Origin of the sequence: Myxococcus sp. XM-1-1-1 (genome assembly GCF_020037095.1) — a bacterium.
Taxonomy (GTDB): Bacteria; Myxococcota; Myxococcia; order Myxococcales; family Myxococcaceae; genus Myxococcus; species Myxococcus fulvus.
On record NZ_JAIQDH010000038.1, the window covers coordinates 48,215 to 64,498 of the forward strand.

Annotated in this window: 13 protein-coding genes; 7 read left to right on the forward strand and 6 right to left on the reverse strand. The window is 72.3% G+C overall.

Annotation, left to right across the window (positions count from 1 at the left end):
• The first annotated feature begins 21 nt into the window (after nt 1-21).
• The 3 genes from K8640_RS40585 to K8640_RS40595 all read left to right on the forward strand — a co-directional run bounded on the left by K8640_RS40585 (nt 22) and on the right by K8640_RS40595 (nt 1,917).
• Entirely contained in the window at nt 22-207 is a 186-nt protein-coding gene (locus K8640_RS40585) for a hypothetical protein (RefSeq protein ID WP_223751976.1), read from the forward strand.
• Nucleotides 208-414: 207 nt separating this feature from the next.
• Nucleotides 415-660, forward strand: a complete 246-nt coding sequence (locus K8640_RS40590; RefSeq protein WP_223751977.1) for a hypothetical protein — start codon at nt 415-417, stop codon at nt 658-660.
• A gap of 327 nt (nt 661-987) precedes the next feature.
• Nucleotides 988-1,917 carry an alpha/beta fold hydrolase gene (locus K8640_RS40595; RefSeq protein ID WP_223751978.1) on the forward strand — a complete coding sequence of 310 codons (930 nt, stop codon included), beginning with the start codon at nt 988-990 and terminating at the stop codon, nt 1,915-1,917.
• A gap of 41 nt (nt 1,918-1,958) precedes the next feature.
• Here the strand turns inward: K8640_RS40595 and K8640_RS40600 are convergent, their stop codons facing one another.
• The 3 genes from K8640_RS40600 to K8640_RS40610 form a co-directional block, all read right to left on the reverse strand.
• Nucleotides 1,959-2,885 carry a DMT family transporter gene (locus K8640_RS40600; RefSeq protein ID WP_223751979.1) on the reverse strand — a complete coding sequence of 309 codons (927 nt, stop codon included), beginning with the start codon at nt 2,883-2,885 and terminating at the stop codon, nt 1,959-1,961.
• Nucleotides 2,886-2,939: 54 nt separating this feature from the next.
• The gene (locus K8640_RS40605) at nt 2,940-3,221 is read right to left on the reverse strand and encodes a rhodanese-like domain-containing protein (RefSeq protein ID WP_141330090.1); all 282 of its coding nucleotides are present in this window, start codon (nt 3,219-3,221) and stop codon (nt 2,940-2,942) included.
• 81 nt (nt 3,222-3,302) lie between these two features.
• Nucleotides 3,303-4,784, reverse strand: a complete 1,482-nt coding sequence (locus K8640_RS40610) for a DUF6891 domain-containing protein (RefSeq protein ID WP_223751980.1) — start codon at nt 4,782-4,784, stop codon at nt 3,303-3,305.
• 177 nt (nt 4,785-4,961) lie between these two features.
• Between K8640_RS40610 and K8640_RS40615 the strand changes: the two genes are divergently transcribed.
• A complete protein-coding gene (locus tag K8640_RS40615) occupies nt 4,962-5,477 on the forward strand; it encodes a GreA/GreB family elongation factor (RefSeq protein ID WP_141330071.1) in 516 nt (171 codons plus the stop codon).
• A 102-nt stretch (nt 5,478-5,579) separates the two neighbouring features.
• Nucleotides 5,580-8,111: a sensor histidine kinase gene (locus K8640_RS40620; protein WP_223751981.1), complete on the forward strand. Its 2,532-nt coding sequence runs from the start codon at nt 5,580-5,582 to the stop codon at nt 8,109-8,111.
• Between the two features lies 1 nt (nt 8,112).
• Here K8640_RS40620 and K8640_RS40625 read toward each other — a convergent pair whose 3' ends face one another.
• Nucleotides 8,113-9,786, reverse strand: coding sequence for a GAF domain-containing sensor histidine kinase (locus K8640_RS40625; protein WP_223751982.1), 1,674 nt, complete (start codon nt 9,784-9,786; stop codon nt 8,113-8,115).
• Nucleotides 9,787-10,077: 291 nt separating this feature from the next.
• On the opposite strand from K8640_RS40625, the gene K8640_RS40630 reads away from it, so the two are divergent.
• Nucleotides 10,078-12,933, forward strand: coding sequence for a PAS domain S-box protein (locus K8640_RS40630; protein ID WP_223751983.1), 2,856 nt, complete (start codon nt 10,078-10,080; stop codon nt 12,931-12,933).
• Between the two features lie 6 nt (nt 12,934-12,939).
• Nucleotides 12,940-13,596: a hypothetical protein gene (locus K8640_RS40635; RefSeq protein WP_223751984.1), complete on the forward strand. Its 657-nt coding sequence runs from the start codon at nt 12,940-12,942 to the stop codon at nt 13,594-13,596.
• A gap of 4 nt (nt 13,597-13,600) precedes the next feature.
• Here K8640_RS40635 and K8640_RS40640 read toward each other — a convergent pair whose 3' ends face one another.
• Nucleotides 13,601-14,245 carry a hypothetical protein gene (locus K8640_RS40640; protein ID WP_223751985.1) on the reverse strand — a complete coding sequence of 215 codons (645 nt, stop codon included), beginning with the start codon at nt 14,243-14,245 and terminating at the stop codon, nt 13,601-13,603.
• A 3-nt stretch (nt 14,246-14,248) separates the two neighbouring features.
• A complete protein-coding gene (locus K8640_RS40645; protein WP_223751986.1) occupies nt 14,249-15,754 on the reverse strand; it encodes a M91 family zinc metallopeptidase in 1,506 nt (501 codons plus the stop codon).
• Between the last annotated feature and the right edge of the window lie 530 nt (nt 15,755-16,284).

Genomic DNA, 16,284 nt, shown 5'->3' on the forward strand with positions numbered 1-16,284 from the left:
GCGTTCGACGACTCCACGAAAATGGGCGGCGAAAGGTTACAGCGGGCCGCGCCGCCCCTCGACGTGGTCAACGGCGGCAATCGCACCGCCGCGAAGCGCGCGAAGCCGTTCAAGCTGCCGGACCCCAACCCGAGCGATGAGCCCGTCTACGGCCCCGCCCCTTCGCCGTCGGGCTCCGACGCCCGGACCTCCAACGACGCCTCCTGAACGTCCGGTCGGTCGCCTCGACGAAGCGACGGTGCCCGCCTGAGCCCTGGGACGCGACGCGTCGCGGCCCGACGACAGGGGCGGGTTGCGCAGCTTCCGCCGCTCGGGTGTCAGGCCCTCGTGAGCCCTTCCCACCGGCGATTCCATCCCGCGCCGGTTGCGACGAACCCGGTTACGGTGCGGGATTCAGCGCCGCTGGAGCATGCCATGCGAAACATCGCCGTCGCCGTCATCGCCAGTCTCTTCTTCACGGGCTGCAGCAACTACTGGTGGCTCGCCCGCGCGCTCTTCCCCGGACACGAGGTCGGCCACCCGAGCGACCGCGGCGGCAGCCGGACCTTCCAGGAGCCACCGCCGAATCCCTCCAGCGAGCCCGTGTACGGACCGGACCGCTCCTCGGATGCTCCGGACGCGAAGCAAGAAGAGTCCAAGACCGCCAGCGACAAGCCCTGAAGCGCTTCGCGCCAGCGCGGCCCATCGCTGAAAACCGTGGCCCCGCCCTACGTCGCGGCACGTCATGGGCGTGCGGACCTGGCCCTTCGAGACGTCGTCTTCGCGCATCGTCAAGCCAGGTTCGCGACACGGACTTGATACAGATTTCGCCGCGACAAGAACCTTCCGCTCCGAGTGGCGTGAGACATCTCGACCGGGTCTGTTTCACCTCGGACCTGGAGCGAAGACGACCCCACACGTCGTGACAACCGAGGCAATGTCAGAGGTAGTCGTAGGATGATGCGTGCACGGCGGATTCCCCGCCGGGACTGGACAAGGCACGCATCCATGAAGACGCTCCTCGCCGCCCTGCTCACGCTTCCCCTGCTCGCCTGCGGCCCCGCGCCCGAGGCGGAGCCCGCCGCGGCTCCCGCGGACACCGAGAGCCTGACGCAGTCGAGCGAGCTGTCCTCCGCGCCCCGCGAGCGCTCCATCCGCCTGCGCACCGGCGTGACGCTCCGCTATGTGGAGCAGGGCTCGCGGCGTGGCCCCGCCGTCGTCTTCCTGCACGGCTACACGGACTCGCACCACACCTGGGACCTGAACCTGTCGCGCTTCTCACGCGACCTGCACATCTACGCGCTGGACCAGCGCGGCCACGGCGACTCGTCCCGCCCCGCGTGCTGCTACACGCAGCAGCACTTCGCGGCGGATGTGGCGGCCTTCCTCGACGCCGTGGGTGAGCCTCGCGCCATCCTCGTCGGCCACTCGATGGGCAGCTTCATCGCGCAGCAGGTGGCGCTGGACCACCCGCGCCGCGTGGAGGCGCTGGTGCTGGTGGGCTCGGCCCCCACCGTCGCGGGCAACGAGGTGGCCCTGGGCCTGAAGTCCGTCGTCGACGAGCAGGTGGGCACCGTCGACCCCGACTTCGTGCGCGAGTTCCAGTCGAGCACCTTCGTGCGCCCCGTGCCCGCCTCCTACCTGGACACGCTCGTGTCGGAGAGCCTGAAGGTCCCCGCGCGCGTGTGGCAGGACTCGCTCGACGGGCTCATCGCGGAGGACCACTCCCAGCGCCTTGGCTCCATCCGCGTGCCCGTGCTCGTGGTGGGCGGAGACCAGGACGGCTTCTTCCCCGTCGCGCAGCAGCAGGCGCTCGTCAATGCGCTGCCCGACGCGCGCTTCATCCTCTACCCCGACACCGGCCACGCGCCCCACGCGGAGCTGCCGCGGACCTTCGTGCGCGACGTGAGTCAGTTCATCAAGCGCGTGACGCGGTAGTCCCTCGACGGCCCGCGTGAGGCACTCCCGGCGGGTGTGCCTCACGCGGTGGTATCCGCGCCCTCGGGCTTCAGGCTCTGCCCCGGGACATCCGAGCGCGCGAGCAGCACGGCGGCCGTGAGGATGAGCACCCCGCCCAGGCCCTGGCGCAGGCTGAGCCGCTCGTTCAGGAAGAGCGCGCTCAGCACCACCGCCGTCAGCGGCTCCATGTTGGACACCAGCGACGTGTTCACCGGGCCGATGCGCGCCATGCCCAGGAAGAAGAGGAACACGGCGGCCACGGTGGAGATGAGCGACAGGCCCACCACCGCGGCCCAGCCCAGCGTCGTCGTGGGGAAGGACGGCCCCTTCACCAGCGTCGCCAGTCCGAAGGTGAGCCCCGCGGACATCAGGATGACGGTGCTGGAGACCAGCGGCCCCGCGCGGCCCGCCACGCGCGCGCTGGTGACGACGTACACGGCGTACAGCAGCGCGGACAACAGCCCCAGCGTCACCCCCAGCGGCGTCACCCCACCCTGGCTCAGGTCCGCCGTGAGCCCCGTGCCACACAGGGCCAGCACCACCGCCACCCACTTGATGCGCCCCAGCTTCTCGCGGAAGACGAACACCTGGAGCAGGGCCACCAGCGCCGGGAACGAGTACAAGAGCAGCGCCACCAGCCCCGCGGGCGCGTGCTGGAGCGCGGCGAAGTACACGCCCGCCTCGCTCACGTAGCCCACCGCGCCCAGCAGGATGAGCGACACCAGCAGGCGCCCCTTGGGCAGCGGTTGGCGCATCGCCACCATCACCGCGCCGAGCACCGAGCCCGCCAGCGTGAAGCGCAGGAACAGCAGCGTGGAGACGTCCGCGCCGGCCGCGTAGGCCAGGCGCCCGAAGAGCCCGAGCGCGCCGAAGCACGCACCGGACAGGGCCACGATGAGGAAACCAGCGGTGCGGTTCATGACGGGAGCGACGGCACGCTGCTCCATGCCGCCCGCCTTGTCACGCGTCGCGCGGGGCCCAGGCCTCGCACGGCCCCGCGGTCACCAGTTGTTCACCGAGCGCAGGTCGAAGACGTCCGGGAAACCATTGGCGCGCAAAATTTGTGTGGCCACCGCGCTGCGGCCTCCGGCGGCGCAGTACACCACCACGGGGGTGCCGGGCGGGCCGACCTCCTTGACGCGCTGGGGCAGCTCCTGCACGGGGATGTTGCGAGCGGCCTCGGGGTGTCCCTGCTGGAACTCCTGAGGGGTGCGCACGTCCAGCAGCACCGCGCCATCGGCGACGAGCTGCCGGGCCTTCTGTGACAGTTCCTGGGGCGTCATGGGCGACAGCATGCCCTACTTGCCCGGGGCAGGGCTCGCTCGTCGCGCGGGTCCTGTTCCCTTCAAGGCACATCCCCCGGCTCAGAGCTCCACCGTCTCCTCGAAGCCGCCCGCCCTCACCGTGAGCGACTGGAGCGCGGGGAAGCGCTCGCGCGCCTGGGCCACCACCGTGGCGAGCGCGTCCTTCGCGGCCTCCTCCCGGTCGTAGCAAAGGGTGAGCTCGCGCAGGCTGTCCGAGCGCAGCTCGTGCACCCCCACGCCGTCCCCGGGGAAGAACTCGAACGCGCGCAGCCTGGGCAGGAACTCCACCAGCAGCGCCAGGATTCGGTTGCCTTCACCCAAGGACCACGTCTCGGTGGTGTCCACCCGCGCGCGCCGACGCCGCCAGACGAAGGCCGGCTTCAGGGTGATTCGGCTGCTGGCGTCGCCGCTCCACTCCGGCGTGAAGCCGTGCTCGCGCAGCACCTCGACGATGGTGCGCCCCACCGCCGCCGCGTCCTCGCTCACCTTCGCGTCCTCCGCCTCGGTGCGCTCGTCCTCGCGCGCGTCGTCCTCCGCGTCGTTGACGAGCCCATAGGCCAGGTGCAGCGGGTGGCCCTCCATCGCGGAGGCCGCGTCCTGCTGGTCGAAGAACACCGTGCCGACAATCGTCTCGCCCTGCTCCCGGCGCAGGTCCGCCAGCTCGCGCGACACCTCCCACCCGCCGCTCATCGTGGTGGACGCGGACATCTCCGCCACGAAGCCCCGCGCGCGCAGCACGTCGAACGCCGCCTCCAGCCGGTCCGCGGGGATGACGTCCGGCCAGGTCTTCTCCTCCTCGGCGCGCGCCCGCACGTGCGCGCAGACCTGCTCCAGCACCCGACGCCGCAGCCGGTCGTCGTCAATTTCATCCCAGTCCGGCATGCCCAGGTAGTCGAAGAGGCTGTTCAACGGGTGGTGGCCGTACTCGAACTGCTCGAGCACCGCCTCCACCACGCCCGGCACCCGCGCGGCCTCGTCCTCGGGCTCCGGGTCCCTCATCGCCTGGAATCCCAGCGCCCCCAGCTTCGCCGCCAGCGCCAGGGCCTGGGCCTCCAGCCCCAATCGCCGCGCGCATCCCGGCTCCGGGACATCCCCGCGCGTGGTCGCCAGCGTCTCGAGCTGGAAGCGCCACTCGCGCCTGTCGAAGGTGTGCACGCCCACCTCCAGATGGCCGTCCCCCCGCCACTCGACCACGGCGTCGTGCCCCGCGGGCTCCAGGACCTCCTGCGCCAGCGCGAGCACCCGCAGCTCCCACTGCTCCTGCTCCGACGGAGGACGCGGGGCGAGCGCCCTGAGCCGCTTCGCCAGCGTCTCGACCTCCTCGAGCAGGCCTTGCCGCTTCGCCCACAGCCGCAGGTGCACCTCGCCCAGCGTCGACGTCAGGGTGCGGAAGGCGACCTGTCCCGTGTCCGGGTCGACTTCGTCGACGTTGACGTAGCCCCGAGGCGGCGCGTGCCAGGTGGTGACGCCCAGCGAGAGCGCCTCGCCCAGCACCTCCCGGGCGACTTCGCGGATGTGCCCCCGCAGCTCCTCGTTCTCCATCTGTCGCGTCCTTCCCGGTGGGTGTGGGCACGGGCCGTGTACGGGCTTGCCACGAGGAAGAACGCCCAGGTGCACGGGATGTCGCATCGGCCCACACGGCGCGAGGCCGCGAGCAGGTACCCGGTGGCGACGGAAAACTGGAGCCGGTGCCCAGGCGCGCTACAGTTCTGTGCCATCATGTCACTCGACAAGCAGGCACTGCTCCTCCAGCTCGCCGAGCGCCTCCAGCAGAGCGACCGGCTGGCCCACAGGGCCGAGGCCGAGGCTCGCGAGGCGGCCCGCAGCCTGGCCACCGAGTCGGAGAAGAAGGAGGACGGCCGCGCGGCGTTGGAGTTCGGCAGCCTGGCCACGGGGCAGGCCAACCGCGCCCGCCGGGTGCAGGAGGAGCTCCAGGCGCTGACGCACTTCGGCCAGGCCCCCATGCCGCGCTTCTCGCGCCAGGGCCCGGTGGGACTGGGCGCGCTGGTGGACGTCAGCACCGAGGACGAGGAGGGCTTCGCGGAGCGGACCTTCTTCGTGCTGCCCGTGGGCGCGGGCACGGAGCTGACGGGCCCCGGCGGCGACGGCTTCCTGTCCGTCATCACCCCCGCATCCCCGGTGGGCCGCGCGCTCATGGGCCGCAAGGCGGGAGACACCATCGAAGTGACGCTGGCGGGCGAGGTGCGCGAGTGGACGGTGCTCGAGGTCGCCTGACGCCGGGTGTCCCGCCCTGGTCGTCCGGGGTGTCAGGCCCCCGACGCTCGGCGAGGGAGCACTAGAACCATGGGCCCGGCCACGCCTGAATCCGGGAAGAAGATGTCTCCACCTCCCCCAGCGCGCACGCCCCAGGCGCCCGCCTCCGCCACCCTGCTGCCGCTGACCTGGCCCGCGGCGCTCATCGGCCTGCTGTTCGGCGTGCTGATGACGTACGTGCCCTACGAGTTCCGGGTGGCCGCGTTCCGGCCCCTGTACCCGTACGTGCGGCTGCTGGGCGTCGTGTACCTCACCGGCAGCATCGCCCTGATGGGCGCCCTGCTGTATCCGCGCGCGCCGCGCTGGCTGGACGTGGGCGGACGCCTGCTCCTAGGCGTGGCCATCGCGCTGTACTGGTGGGTGCTCAACGTGCTGCCCGGCAGCCTCACGGGCATCGTGCTGTACCCGCTGCTGTTCGTCGGGCTGCTCCTGGAGGGGATTCCCGCCCTGCGCCAGCGCGCCATGCTGCGGGGGCTCGCCGCCCTCACCGGCACCGCGTTCGGCGTGGCGCTGCTGTCCGTGCCGGAGCGCTTCCCGCTGTCCGTCTACGCGCACCTGGCCCCGCTGCGGCCGCTGGTGGGCCTGCTCTTCGCGGCGGGCGGCGTGGGGCTGCTCCTGCCCGCGCGCTGGCTGCACCCGCGCGTGCCCGCGCTGCTGATGGGCGTGCTCGCGGTGCCCTTCTCGCTGCTGGCGTACGCGCTGGCGCGGGGCGCGTCGTGGCTGGGCGCCAGCGTCTACACCGTGCTGGCGCTCGCGTGTGTCGCGCAGGCGGTGAGCTGGCGGCCGCGCGCGCCGCGCACGGTGGGCTGGAAGCTCTTGCGCGGGCTGGCCTTCGCGGGCCTGGTGCCGCTGCTCGCGCTGGGGGGCCTGGCCGCGTACCTGGCGCAGAAGGCCATCGAGAAGCAGGTGCGCGACGACACGCGCTACGCGGCGGCGGGCGAGGCGGACTTCACCCGGCGCTACCTGGATGACTCGCGCGAATCGCTGTACCTGTTGCTGGAGTCACCGGGTTTCCGCGCCGCGCTCATGAGCGGGGAGCGCGAGTCCCTGCGGCCGTACCTCTCCAACCTCGCCGCGCGCGAGCGCACCTTCCACGCCGCGCTGGTGCTCGACGAGCGCGCGACGGTGCTGGCCACCTCCGAGGGCCTGGAGGGCTGGGGCTTCCAGATGCGGGGGCTGTTCCCGGAGGCCCCCGCGCCCGGGGAGCTGCCGCTGTCGCTGCCCTTCACCCGCCCGCCCGACAAGCCGCTCGTGGCCGTGGCCCTGCCCTTCCAGCTCGACCTCCACGGCGCGCGCCGGGGCCTGCTCGTGGGGCTGCTCTCGCTGGAGCGGCTGAGCGAGGCCGCCACGCCCGCGTCGCGCCGCTTCCGCGTGCAGGTGCTGGACCGGCGCGGACAGAAGATCCTCCGGGACACCGCGCCGGGCGCCCAGCTCTTGGGCTCCGCGCACCTGCCGGAGGCGCTGCAGGAGGAGCTGGCGCGGCCCGGTGGCGGCGTGCTGGAGGCGTTCGACGCGGCGGACCGGCGCGTGCTCGCGGCCGAGGCGCCCGTGGAGGGCTCGCCCTGGAGCGTCGTGGTGACGCAGGAGCTGGGCGTGGCGTACGCGGCGATTACGCGCATGAGCGCGGCCGTGGTGGGGCTGGTGCTGATGGGCGTGTTGCTGGCCCTGGCGCTCTCGCAGCTCGTCGCGCGCGACGTCATCCGCCGGCTGGGCACGCTGCGCGAGGCCACCGCCGCCCTGGCCGCCGGCGACCTCACCCGCCGCGTGGAGGTGGAGGAGGACGACGAGCTGGGAGAGCTGGCGCGCGGCTTCAACGAGATGGCGGACCGCACCGGCGCCACGCAGGCGGAGCTGAAGGAAGCGGTGCGCGCGCGCGAGGAGTTCCTCAGCGTGGCGAGCCACGAGCTGCGCACGCCCCTCACGCCACTCAAGGGCTTCGCGGCCCTGACGCTCCAGCGGCTGGAGAAGAGCGGCGACTTCCCGGAGCGCGAGCGGCTGCTCAAGGCGCTGCGCTCCATGGCGCGGCAGACGGAGCGGCTGGCCCGGCTGGTGGATGACCTGCTCGACACCGCGCGCATCCAGGGCGGACGCTTCGAGCTGGAGCGCCAGCGCGTGGACCTGCTGCCCGTGCTGCGCGAGGTGATGGAGCGCTTCGAGCTGCGCGGCGAGGGCGGCGTCACCTTCGAGCTGCGCGTGCCCGAGCACCCCGTGGAGGGCGACTGGGACGCGCCCCGGCTGGACCAGGTGCTCACCAACCTGGTGAGCAACGCCGTGCGCTACTCGCCCCAGGGGGGCCTGGTCCGCGTGACGCTGGAGGAGGCGCCCGACAGCATCCACGTGCACGTGAAGGACGAGGGCATCGGCATCCCCCCGGAGAGCCTGGCGGGGCTGTTCCGTCCCTTCGCGCGCGCTTCCAACGCCACCGCGCGCCACTACGGCGGCCTGGGCCTGGGCCTGTTCATCTGCCGCGAAATCGTGGAGCGCCACGGCGGCACCATCTGGGCGGAGAGCCCGGGGCCACAGCAGGGCAGCGCGTTCCACGTCCGGCTGCCGCGCAACGTCGCGCCGCCCGCCGTGTCCGACGCGGCCGCGTGACTCAGGGCTCGGGCGCGCCCGGCACGGACAGCCACTCGTCCGGGATGTCGCCCCGGGGCAGCTCCAGCACGAAGGTGGAGCCCTGCCCCAGCGCGCTCGTGGCCTTCACCGTGCCGCCGAACGCCTCGACAATCTGCCGGGTGATGTAGAGCCCCAGCCCCAGGCCGCCGTAGTGCCGGTCACTCACCGCGCGCTCGAAGCGCTCGAAGATGCGCGGCAGGTCCTGCGCGGAGATGCCGATGCCGCCGTCCTCCACGGTGAGGCGCGCGGTGCGCCCGTCCGCCTCCACCGTGAGGCGCACGGGCTGGCCCGCGCCGTACTTCAGCGCGTTGGACAGCAGGTTCGTGACGACCTGCTCCAGCCGCAGCCGGTCCCACCGCCCCAGCACCGGCACCGGCGCGTGCATCTCCAGCGAGCAGTGGAGCTGGGCCGCGGACGGCGCGAAGCGGTAGAGGATTTCCGCCGCCACGCTCGCCAGGTCCATCTCCTCCAGCTCCAGCTTCAGCCGGCCGGCGGTGATGCGCGACACGTCCAACAAGTTGTCGACCAGGCTGGTCAGCTTGCGCACCTGGCGCTGCACCACGTCCAGCGTCTCGGAGACGCGCTCGGCGGACACGGGCTTGCCGTGGGCGGCCAGCACGTCCACCTGCTTCTGGAGCAGCTGAACCTTGAGGTGCAGCGGCGTCAGCGGCGTCTTCAGCTCGTGGCTGGCGATGCCCAGGAACTCGTCGCGAAGCCGCACCGCCTCGCGCGCCTCGCGCAACAGCCGCGCGTTGTCCAGGGACAGCGCCGCCCGGCGCGCCAGCTCCTCCGCCACCCGCTCCTCCTCGTCACCGAAGGCGGGCGCCCCCTCCGAGCGGAACAGCGCCAGGGCGCCGATGACGCGTCCGCGCGCCACCAACGGTACGCCCAGGTAGCGCGTCACCCCGAGGAGCGCGAACAGCCGCGCGTGCTCGGAGTCCCGGGTGAGGGCCTCCACGTGCGCGTCCGACAGCTCGGCCACCCGCTCGGTGCGCCCGGTGAGGAACAGGGCCGGCAGCCCGCGCGGGTCCAGCGGGTCCGGCGGGTAGCGCCGCAGCATGTCCACCAGCAGGACGTGGCGCTCCGGCTCCGCGTGCACCGCCGCCGCCGCGCGCACCGCCTCGCCGCCGGCCCCCAGGAAGAACACCCCCGCGTCCGCCAACGTGGGCACGAGCAGCCGCAAGAGCGGCTCCACCCGCTCCTCGTTCTCCAGCTCCGCGGCCAGGAGCGCGCCCGCCTCCGCGAGCAGCCGCGCCGCGCGCATCGCGTCCAGCCGCGGCTCCTCCATCACCTCCCGCGCGCGCAGCAGCACGCCGGCCGGCTTCGCGCCGGGCTCCTGCCCCACCGGGAACACGCTCCCCTCGAGCACCACCCGCGTGCCGTCCGGACGGCGCAGGCCCCAGCGCTCGTCGCGCACCCCCTCGCCCGCGAGCGCCCGGGACAGCGGTGACACCGCGGGCACCCCACCGCCCTGGTCCAACCGAACCCAGACGCAGCCTGGAAGATTGCCGTGAGGCTCGATTCTCTCGGGCGGGGGAATACGAAAGCGCGACCCGGCTTCGGAGTTGAAGGCGAGCACGCGGCCCGTCGCATCCATCAGCAGCACGGCCTCGCCCGTCTGCTCCACGAGCAGGCGCAGCGCCGCATCGCTCAACCGGGCTTCCGCCCGTTCCGCGAGCGCCTGATGAATCAAAGAAAGCTGGGCGCGGCCAGAGGACATGAGTTCAGGGACTTTCCGCTCGTGGCATGGTGGCATCCCCACCCGCCTGAAGGAAGACAACTCCCCGCCCTCGCACAACATCCAACGGCACGCGGTCCGAATCCCTGCCCCGGGGTCAGGCCAGCCCCCTTGCTTGGACTGCAGGAAATCCTGAATCGTTGGATAGTTGCACATCGTCCGGACTCCTCGTCCGGATGAGCGCCGTCCACTTCCTCGAGCCTCAACATGCAGACGCCGCCCCCCAGGCCAGACTGGACTCCACACGAGCGACGCTACCGGCTCGTCATCGACAGCCTGAAGGAGGTGGTGTTCCAGACGGACGTGCAGGGCCGGTGGACGTTCCTCAACCGCGCGTGGACGGAAATCACCGGCCACGCGGTGGACGTGTCGCTGGGCAAGTCGTTCCTCGACTTCGTGGACCCGGAGGACCACGCGCCCTGTCGGGAGAACCTGCGCCGGCTGATGACGCGCGAGGTGGAGCACGTGCGCATCGAGGTGCGCTACCTGACGCGCGATGGAGGCTTCCGCTGGGTGGAGGTCTTCGGCCGGGTGATGGTGGGCGAGGACGGCGAGCTGGTGGGCACGTCCGGCACGCTCAACGACATCACCGAGCGCAAGGCGTCGGACGGGGCGCTGGCGCGGCGTGAGCGCTACCTCACGGCGCTGGTGGAGATGCAGCAGCGGCTGCTCGCGGTGCGCGATGGCGGAGACCTGTACGGCTCCGTGCTGTCGTCGCTGGGGCTCGCCGCGGGGGCCAGCCGCGTCTACGTCTTCGACCTGCACCCGGGCCCATCCGGTGAGCGGATGTGCAGCCAGCGCGCGGAGTGGTGCGCGCCGGGCGTGCACGCGGAAATCGACAACCCGGACCTGCAGAACGTGGCCATGGTGCCGGTGCTGGAGCGCTGGGAGACGACGCTGTCGCGGGGCGATGTCATCGAGGGCCTGGTGGCGAGCTTCCCCGAGGTGGAGCGGGCGCTGCTGGACCCGCAGGGCATCCTCTCCATCCTGGTGCTGCCCCTGCGCGTGCAGGGGGCGCTGACGGGCTTCGTGGGCTTCGACAACTGCTCGGAGGCGCGGCGGTGGGACCGGCTGGAGGTGGACCTGCTGTCCGCCGCGGCGGGCGCCATCTCCGTCGCGCTGGAGCGGCGCGAGTCGGAGCGCGCGCTGCGCGAGCGTGAGCGACGGTTCCGGCAGCTCGCGGAGAACGCGTCGGACGTGCTGTACCTGTACCGGCGCGAGGCGCCCCGGGGCTTCGTCTACGTCAGCCGGGTGGCGCACGCGAAGCTGGGCTACGGGCCGGTGGCGCACTACGGCGACGCGGACCTGTGGTACCGGCGCGTGCACCCGGAGGACCGCGCCGCGCTGGAGCAGCTGCTCGAGGCGCCGCGCGCGTCGGCGGGGGCGCCGGTGACGGTGCGCTACCTGCACCCGGACGGCCGCATGCTGTGGCTGGAGCACGTGGTGGTGCCGGTGACGGACGCCATGGGCCGCATGGTGGCGGTGGAGGGCCTGGCGCGCGACATCACCGAGCGCCGGCAGGCGGAGGAGGCGCTGCGGCTGTCCGAGGCGAGCTTCCGCGCGCTGTTGGAGGGCGTGCCGGACGCGGCGGCCATCGAGCGGGACGGGCACATCGTCTACGCGAACGCGGCGCTGGTGGGCACGCTGGGCTTCGAGCGGGCCGAGCAGCTCGTGGGCCGTCAGCTCTCCGAGTTCGTCAAGGACATGCGCGGCGTGGAGGCGGTGCGCGCGGGCGCGCTCACGGGCGAGCGGCGGCTGGTGCGGCGCGACGGGCGCACGCGCGTGGCGGAGGTCGTCTCACTGCCCCTGCGCTTCGACGGACAGCCCGCGGTGGTGTCCATCGCGCGCGACGTGACGGAGCAGCGGCAGCTGCAGGCGCGGCTGACGCTCGCGGACCGGCTGGCCTCGGTGGGCACGCTGGCGGCGGGCATCGCGCACGAAATCAACAACCCGCTGGCCTTCGTGCTGTCCAACCTGAGCTTCCTGTCGGACGAGTTCCGCCGCAACCTGCCCCCGGGTGACGGCGCCGCGGCGCTGCAGGCCCGGCTGCGCGGCGAGCCGGACCTGGCCGAGTGGGGCGAGGTGCTGCACGAGGCCTGCGAGGGCGCGGAGCGGGTGCGGCAGATTGTGCGCCAGCTGAAGACGTTCTCCCGTCCGGACGAGGAGCGCGTGTCGCCGCTGGACGTGCACACGGTGCTGGAGTCGGTGGCGATGATGGCGGCGAATGAAATCCGCCACCGCGCGCAGCTGAAGCGGGAGTACGGCGACATCCCCTCGGTGATGGCGAACGAGGGCAAGCTGAGCCAGGTGTTCCTCAACCTGGTGGTGAACGCCGCGCAGGCCATCCCCGAGGGCTCCGCGCACCGGCACGAAATCCGGCTGGCGACGCGGCGGGACGGGCTGTCGCGCGTGGTGGTGGAGGTGCAGGACACGGGCGTGGGAATCGCCCGCGAGGTCATCGACCGCATCTTCGACCCGTTCTTCACCACCAAGCCCGTGGGCGTGGGCACGGGGCTGGGCCTGTCCATCTGTCACAGCATCGTCCACGGGCTGGGCGGTGAAATCACCGTGGAGAGCGAGCCGGGCCGGGGCACCACCTTCCGCGTCGTGCTGCCCACCACGGAGCCGGAGGCGCGCGCGGTGGCCACGTCGCCGGAGCCCTCGGGCGCGCCGGTGGGTCCGCCGAGGGGACGCGTGCTGGTGGTGGACGACGAGCCCGCCGTGGGCCGCGTGCTTCAGCGCATCCTGCGCGGCCACGAGGTGGAGGTGGCGTGCAGCGGGCGACAGGCGCTGGAGCTGCTCGAGCAGGGGCTGAAGCCGGACGCGGTGCTGTGCGACGTGATGATGCCGGACCTGACGGGGCGCGACGTGTACGAGCTGGTGCGGCGCGCGCACGCGGGCCTGGAGGGGCGCTTCGTCTTCGTGTCCGGCGGCGCCTTCACCACGGGCGCCCGCGAGTTCCTGGCGAGCATCCCCAATCTCCTCCTGGAGAAGCCCTTCGACGAGGGGCGCGTGCGGCGCGTGGTGGATGACCTGGTCCGCCTGCGACCTCCGGAGGCCTGACGCCGCGTGTGGACCGATGAGGAGCTGCGAGAGCTGGAGACATGCGCCGCGCGGCTGCTCGCACAGGTGCGCGAGTCGGACGGGTTCGAGCAGGTGAGCGCGCAGGTGGCCGAGGCCCAGGCCGTGGACGCGGGGCTCGTCGCGGTGATGACGGCGGGGCTGGTGAAGAGCTTCGGGATGTACCGCGAGCCTCGCTACCTGCGGCAGGAGGCGTACGTCTGGGAGGAGCTGGACGGCGTGCGCCGCGCCCGCGTCCGGCCGCTGTCGGGCCTGTTGCTTTACTGGGCGGGCGGCGACGTGAGCCCCTACGTGCCCCAGGAGGTGTGGGGCCAGGGGCTCGTCGAGCACCACTACGAGGAGACCGCGGAGGAGAACGTGCTGGACTCCAGCGCGACCAACTTCGACACCTGCGGCGGCTTCGGGCTGGGCTCGGTGGGCGATGCGCTGCTGGAGCTGGCCGAGGACCGCGGGCTTCGCGCGCTGGAGGTGTTCGCTCCGCTCGAGAAGCTGCTGGTGGTGCGCTCACTCCAGTGCGCGCGTGAGGCGGTGCGGAAGGCCGTGGAGTCGGAGGCCTTCCGCGCGCTGCCTCGTGAGGCGTCGTTCCAGGTGCTGGCCATGCCGGGACACGACGCGCCGGCGTGCCTGCTATGGCGCACGCCCTGACGGACTACTTCACGCCGTCGAGCGACAGCGGCCCGCTGTCCAGCAGGCGCTGACGCGTCACCACCTGGCCATACTCGGCGGTGCGGAAGGTGCGCCCGCCCGCTTCCGTCGTGCCGTGCAGCCGCACCTCGGAGGCGTCCGGCAGGTAGCCCACGCGCAGGCGCAGCTCGCGCACGGCGGACAGCTCCAGCGTGGTCTCCGCGCCCTGGGGATAGGGCAGCGACGTGCGCAGCGGCAGGGGCACCACCAGACGCGAGGACACGGTGGCGCCGGGCGCCAGGGCGCTGACGTTGGGGACCTCGGGCGCCTCCACGTCGAGGTTCTCCGGCACGGGCACCAGCGCGCGCAGCAGCACGGCGCCGTCACCGGAGAGCTCCACGTACGCGCGCTCGGGGGCGAGGCCGACGTAGCCCGTGGGCCCCCACTCCGGCAGGCCGTCCACGAGCAGCACCTCGCGCGGCGAGCCGTTGTGCACCGCGTACGAGACGGAGAGCCCCTCGGGCCCGCTCGACACCGACTCCACCTTCAGCTCCACCACGTCCGCCTGGGCCACGCTTCCTCCCGCATTCACCGGGCGCTCCGCCCGCGTGCAGCCGACGATTATGGCCAGCGCCATGCCGAGGGCGCCAGCCTGGAGCAGGGTCCGCATGGACTAGTAGCGCGGGCGGGTGGGCAGGTTCAGCTCGTCGCGCAGGACGTTCTCACCCGGGCGGCCCGGCTGCACCACGTCCGGCGTGGCCGGGTTCTGGTCCAGGTCGATGGGCAGGCCCACCGCGGACGTCTCGCGGTTGTTGACGCCGTTCTTCTCGCCGCGCGCCAGCGTGCCATTGGCGTAGTCGGACGCGTGCACCAGCTCGTGGAACAGGGCCACGATGGGAGGACGGGTCATCCACTCCTCGCCGCCGAGCGAGGTGCGCGTGGTGTTGTAGTTCACCGTGCCGTCGGTGCCCTTGCCCGGCGTGCCGTCCGTGTTGAACCAGGCATCATCGCGGTTGGCGGGAGACGCGGAGTTGCCGCTGGTGGTCTCCTTGATGGTCGTCGAGTGGCCGCTGTCGTCCAGCGTGCGCAGCAGGTCCTGGCCCGACGGCAGCGAGCGCATCGCGTCCAGGTCCGACTGCGTGCGCGCCTGGAAGTCTGCGCTGCCCTCCACCGTCACGGAGCGGCCGCGCTGGCTCGCGTCCGTCATGTCGACGATGGTCCGCTCGCTCGCGGCGCCGTCGGTGGTCTCGTTCTCCTCGACGTAGAGCTTGTCGTCGCCGGCATCGCCGCTGACGGTGTCCGCGCCCTCGCCGCCGGCCACCGCGTCGTTGCCTTCACCGCCGCTCAGCCGGTCATTGCCACGGCCGCCGATGACCTGGTCATCGCCCGCGCCGCCCGTGGCCGTGTCGTCACCCGCGCCACCGTCGATGTAGTCACGGCCTTCGCCGCCGTTGAGCAAGTCGTTGCCGTCCAGGCCGTAGAGCACATCGCGGCCCGCGCCACCCTGCACCAGGTCGTCGCCCGCGCCACCCTCCACGTAGTCGTCGCCGTCGTCACCCGACACCGAGTCGTTGCCCGTGCCGCCGATGATGGTGTCGTTGCCAGCGCCGCCGCGGATGGTGTCGTGACCCGCGCCGCCCTTCAGCGTGTCGTTGCCGTCGCCGCCGTCCAGGGTGACGTCGACGGTGACGTTCTTGTCCACGGTGATGGAGTCGTTACCCGCGCCGCCGTTGATGATGGCGTTCTTCGACTGCTCCGGCGACAGCGTCACCGTGTCCGAGCCGGACTTGATGACCAGCCCGCCACTCTTGTTCATCGTCACCGTCGCGGTGTTGTTCCCCGCGCCCAGGTCCACCACCGTCTGACCGTTCGCGTTCGTGCTCACCTGCGGCGCCGTGGCCGAGCCCGCGGCCTGCTTCACCTTCTCCGCGATCTTCGCGATGGCCTTGCCCAGTCCACCACCAGGGCCAGGAGGGGGCGCGCCCTCGAAGTCGCTGCCACCGGTGCGGGACGGGGTGCTCGCGCGCGTCGGAGCCGCGTCGAAGCCGTCCTTCATCCGCTGGTCCACCGCCGTCTTCACCACGTTGGGACGCTGGGCCGGCTGCTTCGCCGTCTCCTGCTTCGGCTCGGGCTTCACGTACGAGGTGCTGCGCGAACCGGTCTTCCCAATCGTGGACATGCGGCTTCTCCCTGAGGCGGCCCGTGCCTGTGAGGCGGACCAACGCCGAACTCCTTGATTATCGGGACCTCAGGACGCCAGTTGCTTCGAGGCCCGGGGCAGGGAGCGGATCACTCGTTCCATGGGGGCACGGGACCGAGTCGCTGGCGCGCGACGCGTCCGCGTCGCACAAAGAGCCTGTTGTTCCAGGAGGTTGGCGGAGGGGAGTGCGAATCAACCCAGCACACGCCCCCTGCCTCACGTCGACGCGGCGCCAGAGGCGAGTGCTCGAGCAGAGCCCCCTCGTGGAGCAGGCGCATCCCTGCGCGCAGCCCTGAATCGGCGTCGACACGGCCCCTGAGGCGAGTGCGCGAGCGGAGCGCGCCCTCAACCAGGAGCAGGCACGTCCCTGCGCGCAGCCCTGAATCCATGTTGATGCGGCGATGGAAGCGCGTGCTCCCGCATGGAGCAAGAGCATCCCTGCGCGCAGCCCTGAATCGGCGTCGACACGGCCCCTGAGGCGAGTGCGCGAGCGGAGCGCGCCCTCAACC